The 20,220-nt window shown below is 34.3% G+C and carries 17 protein-coding genes; 13 read left to right on the top strand and 4 right to left on the bottom strand.

Annotated elements, in window-relative coordinates; translation table 11 throughout:
- The first annotated feature begins 18 nt into the window (after positions 1 to 18).
- From ACNQF8_RS04735 to ACNQF8_RS04725, 3 genes are all read left to right on the top strand, one after another.
- Positions 19 to 705 carry an HAD family hydrolase gene (locus ACNQF8_RS04735; protein WP_417951000.1) on the top strand — a complete coding sequence of 229 codons (687 nt, stop codon included), beginning with the start codon at positions 19 to 21 and terminating at the stop codon, positions 703 to 705.
- A 234-nt stretch (positions 706 to 939) separates the two neighbouring features.
- A complete protein-coding gene (locus ACNQF8_RS04730) occupies positions 940 to 2,202 on the top strand; it encodes an OmpA family protein (protein ID WP_417950999.1) in 1,263 nt (420 codons plus the stop codon).
- Positions 2,203 to 2,379: 177 nt separating this feature from the next.
- Entirely contained in the window at positions 2,380 to 3,009 is a 630-nt protein-coding gene (locus ACNQF8_RS04725) for a CatA-like O-acetyltransferase (protein ID WP_417950998.1), read from the top strand.
- Between the two features lie 84 nt (positions 3,010 to 3,093).
- Here ACNQF8_RS04725 and ACNQF8_RS04720 read toward each other — a convergent pair whose 3' ends face one another.
- Positions 3,094 to 3,426, bottom strand: a complete 333-nt coding sequence (locus ACNQF8_RS04720) for a single-stranded DNA-binding protein (RefSeq protein WP_417950997.1) — start codon at positions 3,424 to 3,426, stop codon at positions 3,094 to 3,096.
- Between the two features lie 180 nt (positions 3,427 to 3,606).
- Between ACNQF8_RS04720 and ACNQF8_RS04715 the strand changes: the two genes are divergently transcribed.
- The 5 genes from ACNQF8_RS04715 to ACNQF8_RS04695 all read left to right on the top strand — a co-directional run bounded on the left by ACNQF8_RS04715 (position 3,607) and on the right by ACNQF8_RS04695 (position 9,665).
- Positions 3,607 to 5,136 (top strand): GNAT family N-acetyltransferase, encoded by a 1,530-nt coding sequence (locus ACNQF8_RS04715; RefSeq protein WP_417950996.1) that lies wholly within the window; start codon positions 3,607 to 3,609, stop codon positions 5,134 to 5,136.
- A complete protein-coding gene (locus ACNQF8_RS04710; protein WP_417950995.1) occupies positions 5,133 to 5,480 on the top strand; it encodes a hypothetical protein in 348 nt (115 codons plus the stop codon). The genes ACNQF8_RS04715 and ACNQF8_RS04710 overlap by 4 nt, the downstream gene beginning before the upstream one ends.
- Before the next feature lie 103 nt (positions 5,481 to 5,583).
- Positions 5,584 to 7,905: a M28 family peptidase gene (locus ACNQF8_RS04705; protein WP_417951291.1), complete on the top strand. Its 2,322-nt coding sequence runs from the start codon at positions 5,584 to 5,586 to the stop codon at positions 7,903 to 7,905.
- Positions 7,906 to 7,918: 13 nt separating this feature from the next.
- Entirely contained in the window at positions 7,919 to 8,722 is an 804-nt protein-coding gene (locus tag ACNQF8_RS04700; protein ID WP_417950994.1) for an SDR family oxidoreductase, read from the top strand.
- Position 8,723: 1 nt separating this feature from the next.
- On the top strand, positions 8,724 to 9,665 hold the full coding sequence (locus ACNQF8_RS04695) for a DMT family transporter (protein WP_417952970.1): 942 nt from the start codon (positions 8,724 to 8,726) through the stop codon (positions 9,663 to 9,665).
- Between the two features lie 101 nt (positions 9,666 to 9,766).
- Here ACNQF8_RS04695 and ACNQF8_RS04690 read toward each other — a convergent pair whose 3' ends face one another.
- The 3 genes from ACNQF8_RS04690 to ACNQF8_RS04680 all read right to left on the bottom strand — a co-directional run bounded on the left by ACNQF8_RS04690 (position 9,767) and on the right by ACNQF8_RS04680 (position 13,968).
- Positions 9,767 to 10,519 (bottom strand): hypothetical protein, encoded by a 753-nt coding sequence (locus tag ACNQF8_RS04690; protein ID WP_417952969.1) that lies wholly within the window; start codon positions 10,517 to 10,519, stop codon positions 9,767 to 9,769.
- 171 nt (positions 10,520 to 10,690) lie between these two features.
- Positions 10,691 to 11,617, bottom strand: a complete 927-nt coding sequence (locus tag ACNQF8_RS04685; protein ID WP_417950991.1) for a M23 family metallopeptidase — start codon at positions 11,615 to 11,617, stop codon at positions 10,691 to 10,693.
- Positions 11,618 to 11,904: 287 nt separating this feature from the next.
- Entirely contained in the window at positions 11,905 to 13,968 is a 2,064-nt protein-coding gene (locus tag ACNQF8_RS04680) for a M13 family metallopeptidase (protein ID WP_417952968.1), read from the bottom strand.
- A 453-nt stretch (positions 13,969 to 14,421) separates the two neighbouring features.
- Here ACNQF8_RS04680 and ACNQF8_RS04675 point away from each other — a divergent pair, with 453 nt between their 5' ends.
- The 5 genes from ACNQF8_RS04675 to ACNQF8_RS04655 all read left to right on the top strand — a co-directional run bounded on the left by ACNQF8_RS04675 (position 14,422) and on the right by ACNQF8_RS04655 (position 20,189).
- Positions 14,422 to 15,087 carry an SCO family protein gene (locus tag ACNQF8_RS04675; RefSeq protein ID WP_417950989.1) on the top strand — a complete coding sequence of 222 codons (666 nt, stop codon included), beginning with the start codon at positions 14,422 to 14,424 and terminating at the stop codon, positions 15,085 to 15,087.
- 153 nt (positions 15,088 to 15,240) lie between these two features.
- Positions 15,241 to 15,483, top strand: a complete 243-nt coding sequence (locus ACNQF8_RS04670) for a FeoA family protein (RefSeq protein ID WP_315205478.1) — start codon at positions 15,241 to 15,243, stop codon at positions 15,481 to 15,483.
- Entirely contained in the window at positions 15,477 to 17,579 is a 2,103-nt protein-coding gene (feoB, locus tag ACNQF8_RS04665; RefSeq protein WP_417950988.1) for a ferrous iron transport protein B, read from the top strand. Before ACNQF8_RS04670 ends, feoB begins: the two co-directional genes overlap by 7 nt.
- A 105-nt stretch (positions 17,580 to 17,684) precedes the next feature.
- Positions 17,685 to 19,916, top strand: coding sequence for a TonB-dependent receptor family protein (locus ACNQF8_RS04660; RefSeq protein ID WP_417950987.1), 2,232 nt, complete (start codon positions 17,685 to 17,687; stop codon positions 19,914 to 19,916).
- Positions 19,917 to 20,057: 141 nt separating this feature from the next.
- Complete coding sequence (locus ACNQF8_RS04655; RefSeq protein WP_315205486.1) at positions 20,058 to 20,189, top strand: FeoB-associated Cys-rich membrane protein; 132 nt, start codon at positions 20,058 to 20,060, stop codon at positions 20,187 to 20,189.
- Positions 20,190 to 20,220 lie beyond the last annotated feature (31 nt).

The following is a 20,220-nucleotide window of genomic DNA, read 5'->3' as shown; positions in this document are numbered from 1 at the left end:
ATCAAAAATAAAATAAAAATGGAACTTAAAGTAATTGCTTTCGACGCCGATGATACCTTATGGATCAACGAAACGTATTTTGATGAAACCGAGAAGAAATTCTGTGGTTTAATGGAAGATTATTTATCACATCAAGGGATTTCTAAGGAGTTATTCAAAGTCGAAATCGACAATTTAAAATTATACGGCTACGGAATCAAAGGCTACATTTTATCGATGATTGAAGCGGCGATGACTATATCAAATAACACACTTCCTATAGAAATAATCGAAAAAATCATTCAATACGGAAAAGAATTATTGGAGAAACCAATAGTTTTATTGGAAGGTGTGGAAGAAACTTTAGCTGCTTTACAAGGAAAATATAAATTAGTGGTTGCTACTAAAGGCGATTTATTAGACCAACGAAGAAAGTTGCACAATTCAGGTTTGGGTCATTATTTTCACCATATCGAAGTAATGTCAGACAAGCAAGAAATTGATTATTCTGATTTGATTAAACGTTTGGAAATACGATCTGAAGAATTTTTTATGATTGGAAATTCCTTAAAGTCAGATGTGTTACCTGTTTTAGCCATTGGCGGACATGCTGTACATATTCCGTTTCACACGACATGGGCGCACGAGAAAATCGACCATAAAGTAGAGCACAAAAATTTCAGTGCTTTCGAAAAGATAACAGAAGTTTTGAAAAAACTGGAATGAGAAAACTTGTTTTAAACTTCTTTAATCAATAATAAAAGTCTTTTCAAGTAAAAAAAACTCTGTTTTAAAGTTAATATCTTTGAATAATCTATAAAAAAAATACAAAATATTGCTAAAATCGCCGATCTGAACTTAGTTTATAGAATTAAAACTAATTCTTACATAATTAACAGTTTAAAATTTCTTATTTAACAATATGTCGTATTTTTGCATAAAATTTTAAAAAATAAAATTATGAAAAAAATCATACTTACGTTAGTTTTTGCTTCTGCAATGACAACTTTGAGTGCTCAAACAGAAAATGTAGAAAGCGCAAGTACTGGAACTGAATTTAACAAATGGTCTGTTGAATTAGCTGGTGGTGTAAACAAGCCACAAAGACCTATGAGTTCTGGCTACTTTACTTCAACACCAAGTCCTTATGTTGTTGATCTTGGAGTTAGATATATGTTTAACAACAAATTTGGTTTGAAAGCTGATTTTGGATACAACAGCTTTGAAGGAAAAAACAATTCAGCAGATTTTGACACTAAATACTATAGAGTAGATTTACAAGGTGTTGCTAACCTTGGAAGAATCATGAATTTTGAAACTTGGACAAATACACTTGGTTTATTAGGTCATGCTGGTTTTGGTTTAGCACAGTTAGAAGATCAAAATTCTGCAGTGAAAGACAGAATGGGTAACTTTATGGCTGGTGTAACAGGTCAAATAAAATTATCTAACAGAATTGCTTTAACTGGAGATTTTACAACAATCTTAAACGCATCTCAAGATCATGCTTTTGATGCTGCAAGTAGTCCAGCTGCAAGAGGATTTTCTGGAATTCTTTTCAATGGTACAGTAGGTTTAACTGTTTACTTAGGTAAAAACGAGAAACATGCTGACTGGGTTATTGACAATGAAGGAAAATTTGACGCAATTGATGCTAGATTTATGGCTATCGAAAATAAAATGCTAGATTCTGATAAAGATGGTGTAGCTGATTATTTAGATGAAGAAGCTAATACACCTGCAGGTGCAATGGTTGATACTAAAGGAAAATCAGTTGACAAGAACAACAACAATGTTGCTGACGAAACTGAAGCATATATCTTGAAAAATTATGCAGGAAATACTGGTGACGGATCTATTATTTACAATAATGATTTAATCAAAAGTTTAATCAACGGTGGTTATGTTGCTGTTTATTTTGACTACAACAAATCAACTCCTACAAATGTTTCTACAGAAGGTACAGATTTCATCTTAACATATTTGAGAAACAATCCTTCTGCTTCAGTTGACATTATTGGTCACGCTGACGAATTAGGAAGATCTGAATACAATGATAAATTATCTGCTGCAAGAGCAAATAATGTAAAAAACACTTTAGTAAAAGCTAATATCGATGCATCAAGATTGAATGTAGTTGGTGCTGGTGAAGACAATTCTGTTGATAAAAATTCTGACGCTGCAAGAAAATTAGTTAGAAGAGTTACTTTCATAGTAAAATAATTCTTTCTCAATATTCTCTAAAACCCTAAAGGAATTTTCTTTTAGGGTTTTTTTATGCCTTTATGATTTCCATTTGAAAAAAGTCTTCTTATTTCTTTAAAATAAAAATTCCAAAAAACGGATTTATGATTTAAAAGATTAGCAGTACTTTTGAATCCTAAATAAAATTACAAAATCTTGAAAACACTTTTAGATATAGAGAACTGGCCTAGAAAAGAACATTTCCATTTCTTTAGACAATTTGAAGAACCATTCTTTGGTGCCACTGTCCAAATCGATTGTACGAAAGCGTATGCAACTGCAAAATCACTAAACACTTCCTTCTTTATCTATTATTTACACAAAACGTTAGTTGCTGTCAATGGCACCGAATCATTCCGCTACAGGATTACGGATGATCAAATATATGTTTGTGACCAAATTAATGCTTCGGCAACTATTGGTCGTGAAGACGGTAGTTTCGGATTTTCCTTAATCGAATACGATGTAGACTTTGAAATTTTCACTAAAAATGCATTGGCAGAGATTGAAAGAATACAAAATACGACTGGTCTTTTTACCCGAACATTTTCGGATGATAATGTAATCCATTTTTCGGCGGTTCCGTGGTTAGATTTCACTTCATTATCGCATGCCAGAAGCTATACTTTTCCGGATAGTTGCCCAAAAATTTCTTTTGGAAAAATGAAAATTAATGAAAACGGAGAAAGAACCATGCCAATGTCAATTCATGTGCATCATGGACTAGTTGATGGCTTACCTCTAGGTCAATTTGTAGATTGTTTCCAAGAATTGATGAACCAATAAAGGCGTCCAATTTTCACTAAAAAAAAGTCCCGGTTTGCAGTTTAATTATACTGCAAACCGGGACTTAACAATTAGAAACTAATTTTACTTTCCTAAAAGCATTACCTCATTCACGACGACTTCGGTAACATAGCGCTTTTCGCCATTTTTATCATCATAACTTCTATGGGTCAATTTTCCTTCGACAGCAATTTCTTTCCCTTTAGTAACATATTTTTCTATGATTTCAGCTGTTTTTCCCCAAGCTACAAGTTTGTGCCATTGGGTTTCCTCTACTTTTTCTCCTTTGTCGTTTTTGTAGCTTTCGTTTGTTGCTAATGTAAAATTGGCTAATTTTTTTCCTCCGTCAAATGATTTAATTTCCGGATCATTCCCTACGTGTCCAATTAACTGTACTTTGTTTCTTAATGTGCTCATGGCGTATAAAATTTAAATGTTAGTATATATTTTGTTGAATCGTTCTTTCAAATCAACATTGCAAAGATGCGGTGGCTTCCAAAAAGTATTCGGTTACTAACTATTTACTTTCGGTTGTAACTATTTGTAAACGTTTGTAAATGGAAAAATTTAGCTATATTTGATGAAAATCAAATTCTTATGCAAGCCAAAATAAACAAAGTAGAGTTACGAAATCTGAAATTTGATGACTACAAAGAGTTAAAAAACTCCATGGTAGAATCTTATCCGGAAATGGTTGGCTCTTACTGGAGAGAACATCATATCGAAAAATTATTAAGCATTTTCCCTGAAGGTCAATTGGTAATTTTAGTTGATGGAAAAGTAGTAGGTTCTGCATTATCCTTAATTGTTGACGAAAGTTTAGTCGATAAAAACCATAATTACTCTGATATAACCGGAAAATACACTTTCTCTACTCATAACCCAAAAGGAGATGTTTTATATGGAATAGATGTTTTTATTCATCCAAATTATAGAGGATTACGCCTTGGCAGACGTTTATATGATGCCCGAAAAGAATTATGTGAACAATTGAATTTAAAAGCAATTGTTTTTGCAGGAAGAATTCCTAATTATGGACAGCATGCGAAAACACTCACTCCAAAAAATTACATAGAAAAAGTAAAAAGAAAAGAACTTCACGATCCCGTACTTTCTTTTCAGTTAAGCAATGATTTCCACGTGATCCGAGTAATGAAAAACTACTTGGAAGGTGACTCTGATTCCAAAGAATTTGCCGTTTTACTGGAATGGAATAATATTTATTACGACGAAAGTCCAAAATTAATAAACCTCGCAAAAAGCGTCATCCGTTTAGGACTCGTTCAATGGCAGATGCGTCAATTGAATAATCTAGAAGCTTTGTTCGAACAATGCGAATTTTTTGTAGATGTTGTTTCCGGTTACGGAAGTGATTTTGCTTTATTCCCGGAACTATTTACTGCGCCGTTGATGGCGGATTACAACCATTTATCTGAAGCCGAAGCCATACGGGAGTTAGCCAAACATACTGAACCTACTCACAAACGTTTCCAGGAATTAGCCATTTCTTACAATATCAACATTATTACAGGAAGCATGCCCTATTTAGAAAATGGTATGTTATACAATGTTGGTTTTCTTTGTAAAAGAGACGGAACTTCAGAAATGTATGCTAAAATTCACGTCACTCCAAACGAAGTACAACACTGGGGAATGACCGGAGGATCCCAAATTAAGACTTTTGATACAGATTGCGGAAAAATAGGCATCGTAATTTGTTATGATGTAGAGTTTCCAGAACTTTCCCGATTAATGGCAGATGAGGGAATGAACATCTTATTTGTACCGTTCTTGACCGATACTCAAAATGCCTATACCAGAGTCAAACATTGTGCACAAGCAAGAGCCATTGAAAACGAGTGTTATGTTGCCATAGCAGGCTGCGTTGGAAATCTTCCAAAGGTGAACAACATGGACATCCAATATGCGCAATCTGCTGTATTTACACCTTCTGATTTTGCCTTTCCAAGTAACGGAATAAAAGCTGAAGCTACTCCAAATACGGAAATGACATTGATTGTCGATGTAGATTTAGATTTACTAAAAGAACTTCACGAGCATGGAAGTGTTCGAATTCTAAAAGACCGTAGAACTGATTTATACGACATCAAAAAAATCAACCCATGAAAACCTGCTTAGAATGTGGAGAGAAAATTGTAGGTCGCGAGGATAAAAAATTCTGTAGTGACGGTTGCCGTAATGCCTACAATAATAAAATAAACAAAGACAGCACTAATTTTATGCGCAACATCAACAATAAGTTGCGCAAAAATTACCGCATTCTATCTGAAATTAATGTAGAAGGAAAATCAAAAACCACTCGGGCAAAACTCTTGAGCAAAGGCTTTGATTTTGAATTTTTTACTAATATTTTACAAACGAAAACTGGAAATACCTACTATTTCCTATATGACCAAGGCTACATGCTTTTGGACAATGATTTTTATATGTTAGTCAGAAAAGATATTTAAATACCACAACCCCAAACCTATCTAACCAAAAATGAAAAAAGATTATTCCTCAATTTATGCCAGTTTATTTCTCCTAGGAATTCTAGGATTAATTTACTTTACCATGATGCCGCATTGGACTTCCGATGAAGAAGGTTCTCTTTCTGAATTTTCGACCAAAAGAGCTTTAACCCAAGTGGAAGCCATTTCCAAACAACCCCACTACGTAGGTTCCATAGAACATGAAGTGGTTGCTAATTATCTCATAAAAGAACTTAACAAATTAGGACTGGAAACTTCCGTTCAGCAAGGATTTACCTTGAGCGATTGGGGAAATCTGGTACAATCAAAAAACATTCTAGCTCGTATAAAAGGAACTTCAAGCTCTAAAGCTTTGTTGTTGCTTTCCCATTATGACAGCGCGCCGCATTCCTACTCTAAAGGCGCGAGCGACGCAGGTTCTGGTGTAGCAACAATACTAGAAAGTGTTCGTGCTTTTTTATATTCTAAAACACCTCACAAAAATGACATTATCATTCTGTTTTCAGATGCGGAGGAATTAGGATTAAATGGCGCAGCACTATTTGTAACCCAACATCATTGGGCAAAAGAAATAGGCTTGGTGCTTAATTTTGAAGCGCGTGGTTCATCCGGTCCAAGTTATATGTTGATGGAAACCAACAAGGGAAATGCAGGATTAGTAAAAGAGTTTGCTGCCGCAAAAGCGACTTTTCCAGTTTCAAATTCCTTGATGTACAGCATTTATAAAATGTTACCCAACGATACTGATTTGACCGTTTTCAGAGAACAAGGAAACATTCAAGGATATAATTTTGCTTTTATTGATGACCATTTTAATTACCATACCGCTCAGGACGACATCAATCATTTGAACAAAAATACGTTAGCGCATCAAGGCACGTACTTAATGCCTTTGTTGAATTATTTCTCAAATGCCGATTTAAGTACGACGCAGGCCAGCGAAGATTACGTCTATTTTACCATTCCATATACATTTATAAGTTATCCTTTTAGCTGGGTTTTACCAATGGTAGTAATCGCATTGGCACTATTTATTTTTCTGCTTTTTGTAGGAAGAGCCAAGCGTATTTTATCATTCCGAGAAATTGGTAGAGGATTTATTCCGTTTTTAGGCTCCTTGATTGTTACCGTATTAATAACTTTTTTTGGATGGAAAGGTTTATTAGCCGTATACCCGCAATACAATGATTTACTGAACGGATTTACCTATAACGGGCACGCTTACATTGCTGCATTTGTACTTTTGGCATTTGCGATAACTTTAGTATTTTACAACCGTTTTTCTGCTAAGAAAGTAACTATGAATCATTATGTAGCACCATTATTTATTTGGATTGTGATTAATGGAGCTTTGGCTTTTAGTTTACAAGGAGCTGGATTCTTAATTATTCCGGTTTATTTTGGATTATTTTTATTCGCTGCATTTATCATTACCCAAAAATCCCGTAAAATACTAAGTCTTATTTTTAGCATTCCTGCTTTACTAATTATAGCCCCTTTCATCCAGATGTTTCCTATTGGTTTGGGATTAAAAGTACTGTTTGGAAGTGCTATTCTTACCGTTTTGACTTTTGGATTATTGCTACCCGTTTTTGGGGCTTTCGCCAAAAAGGGAATCTGGTCTTTAGTGTTTTTTGTACTTGCCATCGGCTTTTTTGCGAAAGCACATTCTGAATCCGGTTATGAATCCGGAAAAGCAAAATCAAACAGTTTGTTGTACATATACGATGCCGATACTGACAAAGCTAGTTGGGCAACGTATGACACGAATCTTGATTCCTGGACCAAAAGCTATTTGGGTGAAAACCCAAAAGATGCAACCGCTTTGAATGAAACACCATTATTCAGTAAATACAATTCAGGTTTTACGTATGCTGCCGAAGCTCCTAAAAAAGACATTCTGAAACCAAGTATAGCATTTCTGGAAGACAGAATCGTAGGCAATCAAAGGTATTTGAAAATAAAAATTTCCCCGAATAGAAACGTTAATCGCTATGATATTTTTGCCAATGAAAAAATGGCGATTCATAATTTCAAAGCTAATGGCGTGACCACATTAGGCCAAAAAAATTCGCTTTACCAACGCAAAGGAAAGAAAATATTGAGTTACTATGTCGTTGGAAACGCACCTTTGGAAATCCAGTTCAGTTTAAATTCCTCAACGGTTTTAGATATGGAATTGATGGAAAGTTCTTTTGATTTAATAACTAATCCTTTATTTGGAATAGCCAAAAGAGAAAACTGGATGATGCCAACGCCTTTTGTTTTGAATGATGCTGTGGTAATCAAACAAAAAATAAAACCGACACCAGTTGTTCTTACAAATCCTCTAGACACCGCTATTACATATCCTGTAATAAAAGATAGTTTAACGGTTGTAAACGACAGTTTGAAAGTCAAATAATTTAAACCTAAAAATGACAAAAATTAGTATTCTGGGTTGCGGTTGGCTGGGCTTGCCTTTGGCGAAAGCCTTACTTTCAAAAGGATTTTCCGTGAAAGGCTCGACAACTTCTGATGAAAAATTAGCAACATTAAAAGATGCAGGAATCGCTCCTTTTTTAATTGCGCTTTCAGAAAATAAAACGACTGGAAATCTAACTGATTTTCTAGAGAATTCTGAAATTTTAATCATCGATGTTCCGCCGAAACTTCGCGGTTCAGGGGCAGAAAGTTTTGTTTCGAAGATTAGAAACGTGATTCCGTTTATAGAAAAATTATCTGTCAAAAAAGTGCTTTTCATCAGTTCGACATCGGTTTATAATGATGACGAAGCTTTTGTTAATGAAGAAACTATCCCAAAACCAGATACTGAAAGTGGCAAACAATTACTGGAAACAGAACAGCTTTTGCAAAACAATATAAATTTTAAAGCTACCGTATTGCGTTTTGGCGGTTTAATTGGCGATGACCGTCATCCTATAAAATTTCTGGCTGGTCGTGAGAATTTAGACAACCCAGATGCACCTATTAATTTGATCCATCAGGAAGATTGTGTGGGTGTAATTCTGAAAATCATAGAAAATGATGTGTGGAATGAAACTTTCAATGCGGTCACTCCATCTCATCCTACACGAGAAATGTATTATACTCAAAAAGCATTGGATTTAGATTTGGCTTTGCCAAAGTTTAATCATAAAAACCCATCTATAGGAAAAACAATTTTGAGTACTAAAATAGAAACCGTTTTAAATTATACTTTTACAAAATCAAATTTATAACGTGAGAACTAAAATTAAAAATGCTTTTTCGTCGAAAGTTAGTGCCATTGGATTACCTATTTTAGCATTGTGCTGGGTCAGTTTTTTTTGGGGAACTACTTGGATTGCTTCAAAAGAAGGTGTAAAACACATGCCGGCGTTACAACTTGCTGCTATTAGACAATTCATTGGTGGATTGCTTTATATTTCTTTTTTCTTGTTCAAAAAAACACCTTGGCCAAAAGGAAAACAATGGAAAACCATTATCATTTTAAGCATCCTTAATTTTGTTTTGAGTAATGGATTAAGCACTTGGGGCGTGAAATACATCAGTAGCGGACTGGGAGCAATCATTGGCGCTATTGTTCCGTTGTGGATTGTAATCATTACTTTTTTTAGGGGAGAACGATTGGCGAGGCTTACGGTTATTGGTTTAATTGTCAGTTTTGGTGGCGTATGCGTTATTTTTTACGACCATTTGAGTGATTTTATGATTCCTGATTTTAGATTTGGGATTATATTGTCATTGATAGCTACGTTAACTTGGGCATTTGGCTCGTTGTACACTAAGAAAAAGGCAGCCAGTTTTAATCCCTATTTTAGCTTAGGACTGCAAATGTTTATATCCAGCATTTTACTTTTTGCGTACAATGGTGCAACAGGAACTTCCGTTAGTTTGAGTGCTATTCCGGCAATTTCGTGGTGGTCTATTGCCTATTTAGTCGTTTTTGGTTCTGTACTTACTTTCATTGCCTTTATCTATGCGCTTCAAAATCTTCCTGCTGAAATTAGCAGTGTTTACGCGTATATCAACCCAATTATAGCCGTGATATTAGGTGCTGTAATTTTTGGTGAAGTCCTCAATGCAGCCATTGCCATTGGTGGAGGAGTTACATTATTTGGGTTGTATCTGGTGAATTATTCGTTGAGGAAATCACGTAAAAATAGTAGCGAAATCATATAAAAAAATCCCATTCAAATATACGAATGGGATTTGTGAAATCTTATTTATTTTGAAAATTACCAGAGTTAACTTTTATATTTATGAGTTACGGTAAAAGTTTGTTACCAATAAACAATGTCGATCAACACTGTATTAACCAAAACATTATTTTCAAATTTTTCTTGTTTGATTATGTTTCCAATCTTATCGAAGGAAAATTTGTATTCTACAACTGTATTCTTTGGTGATTTAGGCAAAGAATAAGTTCTTAATAAGTTACTTCGCTTGTCATATTCATTAATTGTGACTGAATGGTATTTAGATTTTTTGTATTCTAATTCTGATTTAATTCTATTTCCGTTTTTATCAAAAATACATTTTAAATAACCGTCTTTAAGTTCTCCTTGTTTATTGTATGAATAGGTAATTAAAGATTTATTTTTATAATCAATAGCTGTTTTTTCTGTAAATTCTAGTTGGCCATTTCTATCAAAATGTTCTACGACTATTCTGTTTCCTCGTTTGTCATATTGTGTTACTATTTTGTTAGCAAGCTTTTTGTCAAAGTAGGCTAAATACTCTATTTCATTCCCTTTTTTATCATACTTGTGCTCGATCAATAATTCTGGGCTATTGGTGGTAATTGATTTTGTAATTGATTTGATTACTCGTCCATTTTGATAAAAAAATAAAGTCTCGTCAAATTGATCTTTTGTATAAAGGTCTTTTTGTGCAATTTTATGACCTTCTCTGCTCCAGTTTGAAATTAGTTCGAAGGGTATTGTCTCTGGGTCTATAACAGAAGATCCTTTTATGTTTTTGACTTTTAATTCCTTTACCTGACCTCTAATATCTTGAATGTCACTATCGGGCATGAGGATTTTTTTTATTTTAATAGGAGCACAAGAGGCTAATAATGACAAAACTATAAACAAGGATATTCGCATAATTAGTAAATTTTGTAAATTAGAAAAATGATAAAAAGGTGTTTTCTTAACTAGGATTGCATTGTTTAACTCTTTTAAATACGACAACATCGATTACATTTATCTCTTTAAAAAAGCTTTAATTTCTTTTTTGGACATCTCGGTTGAAATGAATTCTTCTTTGACTAATGCGGTATATTCCTCACCATTAACCAATTGTACGTCACCTTCGGTGGTGTGAAAATAAGGTGTTAAATAATTATGTGACAGCATTGATTTATGATCATTGTTGTTTATTTCTTTGACAGGATAGTATATGTCAAAATTTAGAAGGTAGTACTCTTTGTTAAATTCATCAATGACTCCTAAAAAGCTTGATGGATAAACAGTATCACCCTCTTTAACACTAATTGAGCTAGATTTAAAACCATTGTAGTTTGCATAGGTACCATCTTCATGTTCCACACGCATACTATTTCTATCAGTGGTAAAAACCAACTCATCTTCGTAAGTTTTATTAGACTGTTTATTGGCAACCTCAATAACAATTCCTTTTCGCATGGCATAAATGCTATCAGGATTTTTGGCTCGAATAGCATATGATTTGAACTCGATGTCTTTTTTTTTGTTAAAATACACTTCATAAACATTCTTGCTCTCATAAACCACATAATTCTTAGCATTTTTAAATGGCAGAAGATATCGATAAGTACTGTCAACTTTAGCTTTGAAGTTTCCAGGAACATAAGAGACTGAATAACTGTATCCAATACCTTTATTTGGATCCCTTGGTCGTAAAATGCACAATGTTCCAGATTTGTCTTTTACAATTTTCTCAATATCACTTGATGATGTGTTTTCTAAATTTTTAAATTTTAGATAGACTGTATAAGTACCCGGTTTGAATTTTTCATAAGAAATCTCAATTGAATTGTTTTGATTTTTTACCGCATTAACAATAATTGGTCTTTCCTGCGCTTGTGCAACACTAAAGAAAATCAAAATCCAAAACAATGATATCGAGGGGACGATTTTTCTATTATACATATGTTAATAATTATTTATTTTAATAGGTTTTGTCTTTCACACCAAAGCTATTAAAATAAATATATTATATAGATTGAAGTAGATGATTTTTTAATTTTTTTTATTCTAAAGTGAATTTTAAGAAAATCGCTTAAAGTCAAATGGAATTCATCCATAATAGTATCTTTAACTAGTTAACCACCTAACTCAAAAGATAAGAAATATTCTAAACATATAAATTTCACACCAACAAAAAAGCCCATTCACTATTGTGAATGGGCTTTTTGAAATTCTATTTATTTTGAAAATTACCAGATTCTTACACGCTTTTCAGGTGCAATATACATTCCGTCATTTGCTTTGATATCAAACGCTTGATAAAAAGTATCAATGTTTTGCAAAGGCACATACGCACGGTACATTCCTGGAGAGTGCGGGTCTGTTTTTACTTGATTTTTCAAGGCTTCATCACGCATTTTTGAACGCCATATTGTTGACCAAGAAATGAAGAAACGTTGTTCTGGAGTATATCCGTCGATTAATCCTGGATTTCCATTTTCTTTCAAATACAATTGTAAACCATCGTAAGCGGCATTTACTCCACCTAAATCTCCAATGTTCTCTCCCAATGTAAATTTACCATCTACAAAAGTTCCAGGAATTGGTTCCAAAGCGCTGTATTGAGCCGCAAGTGCTCCAGTTAAAGCAGAGAATTGTTTCAAATCTTCAGCCGTCCACCAGTCTACTAAGTTTCCATCAGCATTGTAACGAGATCCTGAATCATCAAAACCATGTGAGATTTCGTGTCCAATAACCCCACCAATTCCACCATAATTTACCGCTTCATCCGCTTGGTAATTGTAAAAAGGCGGTTGCAAAATCGCTGCCGGGAATACAATTTCGTTATTTGAAGGATTGTAATAGGCATTTACCGTTTGTGGAGACATTCCCCATTTTTCTTTATCCACTGGTTTGTTCAACTCAGCAATATTCTCATTGAAACGCCATTTAGCCATGCTCAAAGCATTTGTAAAATAACTTCCTCCTTCTTCTGGACTTTTAATCGTCAAGGCTGAATAATCTTTCCATTTGTCAGGGTAACCAATTTTAATTCTTGATTTATGCAATTTAGCCAAGGCGCTTACCTTAGTTTCTGCAGACATCCAAGATAAATTATTGATTCTGTTTTCGAAAGCTAAAAAGATGTTTTTGATCATTTTCTCCGCTTTTACTTTGGCTTCAGCCGGAAATTTTTTCTCAACATATAATTTTCCTAATGCTTCTCCAACTGCTCCATTGATTGTTTGAAGTGCTCTTTCATCACGTGGTCTTTGGCTTACTGCACCAGTCAAAGTTTTTCCGTAAAACTCAAAGTTTGCGTTTTCAATTTCAGTTGACAATTGGCTAGAAGCTCTGTTCAACAAACTCCAACGCATGTAAGCTTTCCACTCGTCTACTTTGTTTTCTTTCAACATAGTTTCAAGCGCCACCATGTATTTAGGTTGCGATACAATTACAGTATCTACTTTTGCCAAACCAATTTTTGTGAAATAATTATTCCAGTTGATTGACGGAGTTAATTTACTCAAATCACTCAAAGTCATCGGATTGTAAGACTTACGACGATCTCTACGTTCTACTCTGTCCAATCTTGGTTTAGACATAGCAATTTCAAGCGCTAGAATTTTCTCAGCATTTGTTTTAGCCACTGCTGGTTCATCACCAAGGTATTGCAACATTTTAGCAACGTGTAAAACATATTTTGCACGTTTCTCTTTAGAATCGGCATCCTCAGAAACATAATAATCTCTGTCTGGCAAACCTACGCCCCCAGGACCTAAGTTAATCACATTTCTACTGCTGTTCTTTGCATCAGTTCCTACGCCGGCACCCATAAATCCAATACCACCGATAGGTTCCATTTCAATCAATAAAGCCTCTAAATCTTTGGCATTTTTAACCGCATCAATTTTTTTCAAGTACGGTTTCAAAGGAGCTATACCTAACTTATTTCTTCCTACAGTATCAAGAATAGATTTGTATAAGTTAATCGCTTTTCCTTGATCTGTATTGGATTTGTAGCTTGGATTTGTTGTCGCTTCTTTTAGAATTGCCAAGGCATCCGCGTCAGTTCGTTGACGCAATTCGTCAAAACTACCCCAACGGGTTCTATCAGCTGGAATCTCCGTATTGTCCAACCAAGTTCCATTCACATAGCGAAAGAAATCATTACTTGGTTTCACGTTTTTATCCATGTAATTCACATTGATTCCCGGTTCCTTAGCTCCCGGAGTGGTTTGCGCTTGACTCACCGCAAAGCCCATAATTGCGGGAATCACAAAAAGCAATTGCTTATTGCTGGTTTTTTTCATTTTTTTTAGGTTTTTAGTTATCTTAACAAAGTTATTAATAAATAATTTGATTTTTAGTTAAAATCTATTATTTACGAATACATCTTCATTTGACTCCAAAATTTCTAAAAGGTTTAATCCAAAAAGGCATTAATTTTATACCCTTATATTTCGAAGGAATCTATCTAAACTAAGTATTGTGTTAGGTCAAACGCATTAAAAATTGAACCACATAGAAACATAGAATTTAATTTTTGATTTAAATCTGTTCCGAACATTGGAAATTTAGGTGACATAGAAAAAAAGCCAATGCTTTTTTCTATTGTAAACTCTTATCTCCGTCAAAATTTACTTTTACAGGAATAAACACTATGTTTCTATGTGGTTCAATTTTTAATGCGTTTGACGTGAGTATTGTGTTAATTTGAATTAAAAACAAATCTCGTTTTCGTATTTTTGCATTAAAATAGCGTTATGTTAGAATTTTTCAAAAAATACCGACTCTTTTTCGGGGTCTTCATTGTTCTTTCGGCAATCATTTTATCTTTATTTTATTCGGCTTTAAAGCCCAAAAAAACACTTCCCATTTATAATCCTGCGGATGTAAATCCTGAATTAGTGGACAGCACCGTTCAATACAAAAGCAAGTATCATACGATTGCTGATTTTTCGTTTACCAACCAAAACGGAAAAACCATCACCCAAAAAGATTACGAAGGCAAAATATATGTAGCTGATTTTTTCTTTACTACTTGCGGTTCCATTTGTCCAAAGATGACTACCAATTTATCGGATATTCAAAAAGCTTTCGCTAATAATCCAAAGGTAAAATTATTATCATTTACCGTTTTCCCGGAGACTGACAGCGTTCCAGTTTTGAAGGCTTACGCCAAAAAACATCATGTTGATGACAGTAAATGGAACTTAGTAACCGGAGACAAAAAAGAAATTTATACTATGGCCAGAAAATCCTATTTGGCCGTGAAACTGGGAAAACCAGACGAATTATACGATATGGTTCACACCGAAAATTTTGTTTTGGTAGATACCAAAAAAAGAGTTCGTGGCTTTTATGACGGTACCAATAAAGAGGATATGAAACGATTAATTGAAGACATTAATTTTTTAAGTAACGAATAAGAAGCATTCAAACGAATCCCAGTTTTTATAAAGATAACCGTTGCATTATCTGTTGGATTGATTTGTTTTAATTACCGTATAAATGTGATAATTATCATTTGTGTTTGTATTAAAATGTGTATTTTTGCAATCTTAATTCAATCTAAATAAGGTTTGCAAACAACGATAAATTCTCTCAAAAAAGGCGAAAAAGCCATTATAAAAGACTTTGACATCGACACCGTTCCATTAAAATTATTGGAAATGGGTTGCTTGCCCGGAAATATGGTTGAATTGCTTCAAATTGCTCCTTTTGGAGATCCTTTGTATTTGAATATTAATGGTTCACATGTAGCAATTCGGGTCGAAACTGCAAAAGAAATTGAGGTTGACATTATAAAAACCAACTTATGGTAAGCAAACAAAACATCAATGTCGCTTTGATCGGTAATCCGAATGTGGGTAAAACTTCCGTTTTTAATCAACTTACGGGTTTGAATCAACAAGTGGGGAATTATCCCGGAATTACCGTTGAAAAAAAGATAGGTTTCTGCAAATTACCCAATAATATAAAGGCAAATATTCTGGATTTACCCGGCACATACAGCCTGAACGCCAGTTCCATTGATGAGAATGTTGTCATTGAATTATTACTCAACAAAAATGACAAATTATATCCTGATGTAGCGCTTGTCGTTACCGATGTGGAAAATTTAAAACGAAATTTACTTCTTTTTACCCAAATAAAAGACCTTGAAATTCCAACAATATTAGTCATCAACATGGCTGACAGAATGAAATTTAAAGGGATTACGCTAGATATTCCATATCTTGAAGAGCACCTAAAAACAAAAATTGCATTAATCAGTTCCAGAAAAGGGTATGGAATTGATGAGTTGAAAAAGTTGATTGTAAGCTACCGAACCATTTCGAGTGAACCTTGCCTGAATGCCTCCGTAATTGATCCGGACTATTTCAACAGTTTACGCAAAGCATTCCCAAATCAATTGCTTTATAAATTATGGTTGGTGATTACACAAGACGTAAATTTCCTAAATTTAGAACGAAATGAAGTCCGAAGCTCGTTCACAAAATCGCACTCAGATTTAAAACGCCTGCAACAAAAAGAAACCATAAAACGCTATCAATTCATCAATGATGTGCTGAAAGTAGGTTTAAAAATTGACTCCTCCGTTGCACGAGATTACCGTAGCAAACTCGACCGAGTGCTAACACATAAAGTTTGGGGATATGTCATTTTCTTTTTGATTTTATTTGTTATTTTCCAATCTATTTTCGAATGGTCTAAAATTCCAATGGATTTCATCGATGCCTCTTTTGCTTCGTTGAGCACGCATGCTGCCGAAGAATTGCCAGCAGGAGTTTTAACCAATTTAATTTCACAGGGAATCATCCCGGGAATTGGAGGGATTTTGATATTCATTCCACAAATTGCTTTCCTGTTTATGTTTATTTCGATTCTTGAAGAAAGTGGTTACATGAGCCGCGTGGTTTTCCTGATGGATAAAATAATGCGAAAATTTGGTTTATCGGGCAAAAGTGTGGTGCCACTTATTTCTGGAACAGCTTGTGCGATTCCGGCAATTATGGCAACCCGAAATATTGAGAACTGGAAAGAAAGATTAATTACCATTCTGGTAACTCCTTTCACAACTTGTTCCGCCAGATTGCCGGTTTACGCTATCATTATTGCACTTGTAATTCCGGACAATCGTGTTTTTGGATTTCTGAACATGCAAGGAATGACCTTGATGTTGTTATACCTTCTAGGTTTTGGAATGGCTATTTTCTCTGCTTACATTTTGAATAAAATCCTTAAAATTAAAGGAAAAACATACTTTGTAGTAGAAATGCCGAATTACAAATTACCCCTTTTCAAGAACGTGGGAATCAATGTAATTGAAAAAACAAAGGCTTTTATTTTTGGTGCCGGAAAAATCATTTTAGCTATTTCTATAGTTTTATGGTTTTTAGCTTCTTACGGTCCAGGGGAAAAATTTAATAATGCAGAAAAAATTGTCACTGAAAACACTATAAATAATCCGTTGCCGAAAGCTGAATTTGAAAATGCTGTGGCTTCTCAAAAACTAGAAAACTCCTATATTGGAATCATGGGAAAAGCCATCGAACCTACCATTTCACCGTTGGGTTACGACTGGAAAATAGGAATTGCTATTATCAGTTCCTTTGCAGCAAGAGAAGTTTTTGTGGGAACATTAGCCACGATTTACAGCGTTGGCGGAAGCGACAATGAAGTAACCATCAAAAACAAAATGGCTGCCGAAATCAATCCCGTTACCGGAGAAAAGATTTTCAACTTTGCCTCAGGAATATCATTATTGTTGTTTTATGCTTTTGCCATGCAATGTGCTAGTACGTTAGCGGTTACTAAAAAAGAAACCAATTCCTGGAAATGGCCGGTCGGACAATTGATTTTCATGTCTGGATTTGCTTATGTTGTTGCTTTAATTGCATACCAAATCTTAAAATAAAATATTGAACAAACGTTAAACTTCCTATTTTTATTATTTTTAATTTGTCTAAATAAGATTTCGATTTTATCTTTGCAGCGTAGAATTAATCTAAATAAAGATAAAATGAAAAATGCCTTTTCAATAGGACTATGTTTGCTTACTACAAGCTTATTTGCACAAGAGATAAATCCAACACTAAATGACACGGTTAAGACCTTGTTGCCTGTGATTATCACAACAAAAATTCAAAGTCCAGAAAGAATGCCTGAAGTAAGAGAAAATGTCTTATTTTCTGGTAAAAAAAACGAGGTATTAAAACTTTCTAACATCAACGGGAACTTTGCTACAAATAATACACGTGAAGTTTTTTCTAGAGTACCTGGTGTAAATATTTGGGAAAACGAAGGGTCGGGCATACAAATAAACGTAGGAGTAAGAGGGTTGAGTCCCAATAGAAGCTGGGAATTAAACACTAGACAAAACGGATATGATATTTCATCAGACGTATTCGGATATCCAGAAGCATACTACAATCCACCTCTCGAGGCAGTAGAAACGATCGAATTGATACGCGGAGGAGCTTCACTACAATTTGGACCTCAGTTTGGAGGAATGCTAAACTATGTATTAAAAAGAGAAACAAAGAAAAAATTTACCTTTGAAACCCAAAACAGCGTGGGTAGTTATGGATTAATGAGTTCATACAATGCTATTGGCGGTACCCTAAAAAACTTTTCCTACTACATTTACAACCATTCCAGAAGTGCTGATGGATGGAGACAAAACGGAGAATATACCGTCCGTAACACGCATGCTTTCTTAGAGTATCGTTTTACTCCAAACATTAAAATTTCTGCTGAGTATACCAATATGGATTACCAAATGAAACAATCTGGAGGTTTGACCGATGCACAATTTGACGCCAACCCACAGCAGTCTTTACGAAATAGAAACTGGTTTGGAACACCTTGGAACGTATTCTCGATTCAATTAGACACCAAGATAAATGAAAATTTAACGTCCAACACCAAATTATTTGGTCTTATTGGAGAGCGCAATAGCGTTGGATTTACTGCCACTCCAAACGTTACAGATGCTATAAATCCTACAACGGATAACTATGCCAACAGACGCGTAGATAGAGATTTTTACGAAAACTTTGGTGTAGAAAACAGAAATGTTTACAAATACAAATTAGGTAAAACATCACACAACTTAGCATTTGGAGCACGTGCTTACCAAGCAACAACTATTCGTAAACAAAGCGGAAATGGTACAACAGGAAGTGATTTTGATTTATCTGTAAATCCTGATTATACAAGAAACATAAAATTCAAGACTGAAAACATTGCCTTTTTTGCCGAGAATCAATTTAGAGTTACTGAAAAATTTAGTGCTACGCCAGGAGTTCGTTTTGAACACATTACCTCTAGTGGTGCAGGTTTGTTTGCTGTAAACAATGGTTCAAATGTAAATTTTGATGCAGCACCAATTGTTCGTAACAAAACGTTGTTTGGACTTGGATTAGAATATAAATTTAGTAGTACCAATGTGTATGCTAATATATCTCAAGCTTACAGACCGATACTTTTCTCTGACTTAACACCTCCTGCAGTTACAGATGTGATTGATCCAAACTTAAAGGATGCAAGCGGATATAATGCTGATTTAGGATATAGAGGAAATATAAAAAACTACATCAATTTTGATATTGGTTTATTTTACCTTCAATACAACAATCGTATTGGTGGAGTGAGACAGTTTACAAATAATGATCCATCACAAGGAACTTTTTTATACAGAACTAATTTAGGAACTACAGTAAACAAGGGTATCGAAAGTTTTTTTAACATTAATATTACTCGTTTTCTAGAAGTTGATAAGGAAATAGGAAATGTAGACTTTTTTGCATCGATGAGTTTTATTGATAGTCGTTACACCGATTTTGAGACTTTTACAACAACAGGAACGCCACCAAACACGGTTATTACTAGCTCAAATCTTAACGGTAAAAGAGTAGAAAATGCGCCGCGTTACATTCATAACTTTGGTCTTTCATGGGGGAAAAACAACATATCTACTACCCTGCAATACCGCTTGACAGGAAAAATATTTACTGATGCTAACAATACTACATCACCTTCTACCAATGGAGTTACAGGATTGTTAGATAAATACAATGTATTTGACTTTTCATCAGAGTATAAATTCTTAGAAAAATACAACATTAGAGCAGGAATAAATAATGTTTTTGACGATGCTTACGCTACAAGACGTGCCTCCGGTTATCCAGGACCAGGTATCTTACCCGGTGAAGGAAGAACATTTTACATTTCGGTGGGAGCAAAATTGTAATTGACTCTAAAATTACTATTTCATAATCTGAAATAAATCTTTGGAATTAACTTTGGAATCATGGCTCAGTTGTAAAAACTTTGTCATTAGTTTAACGCAAAAAAGCAACCCGAAAAGGTTGCTTTTTCTTATATTTACAATATGGATATTCAAGAAATTTTAGCTTTTTTAGCACTCGGAATAGCACTGGCTTTTTTGATTAAAAAATTCTTTTTCAAAAAGAAAAAATCAGATAAAAATTGTGGTAGCGGCGATGATTGCGGTTGTAATTAAAATTTTCATTATTTCTGTTTTTAATCTGAAC

Source organism: Flavobacterium labens (assembly GCF_048286755.1).
Taxonomy (GTDB): Bacteria; Bacteroidota; Bacteroidia; order Flavobacteriales; family Flavobacteriaceae; genus Flavobacterium.
The sequence above is the reverse complement of the archived record's forward strand: the minus strand, read 5'-3'. Positions and strand labels throughout refer to the sequence as shown.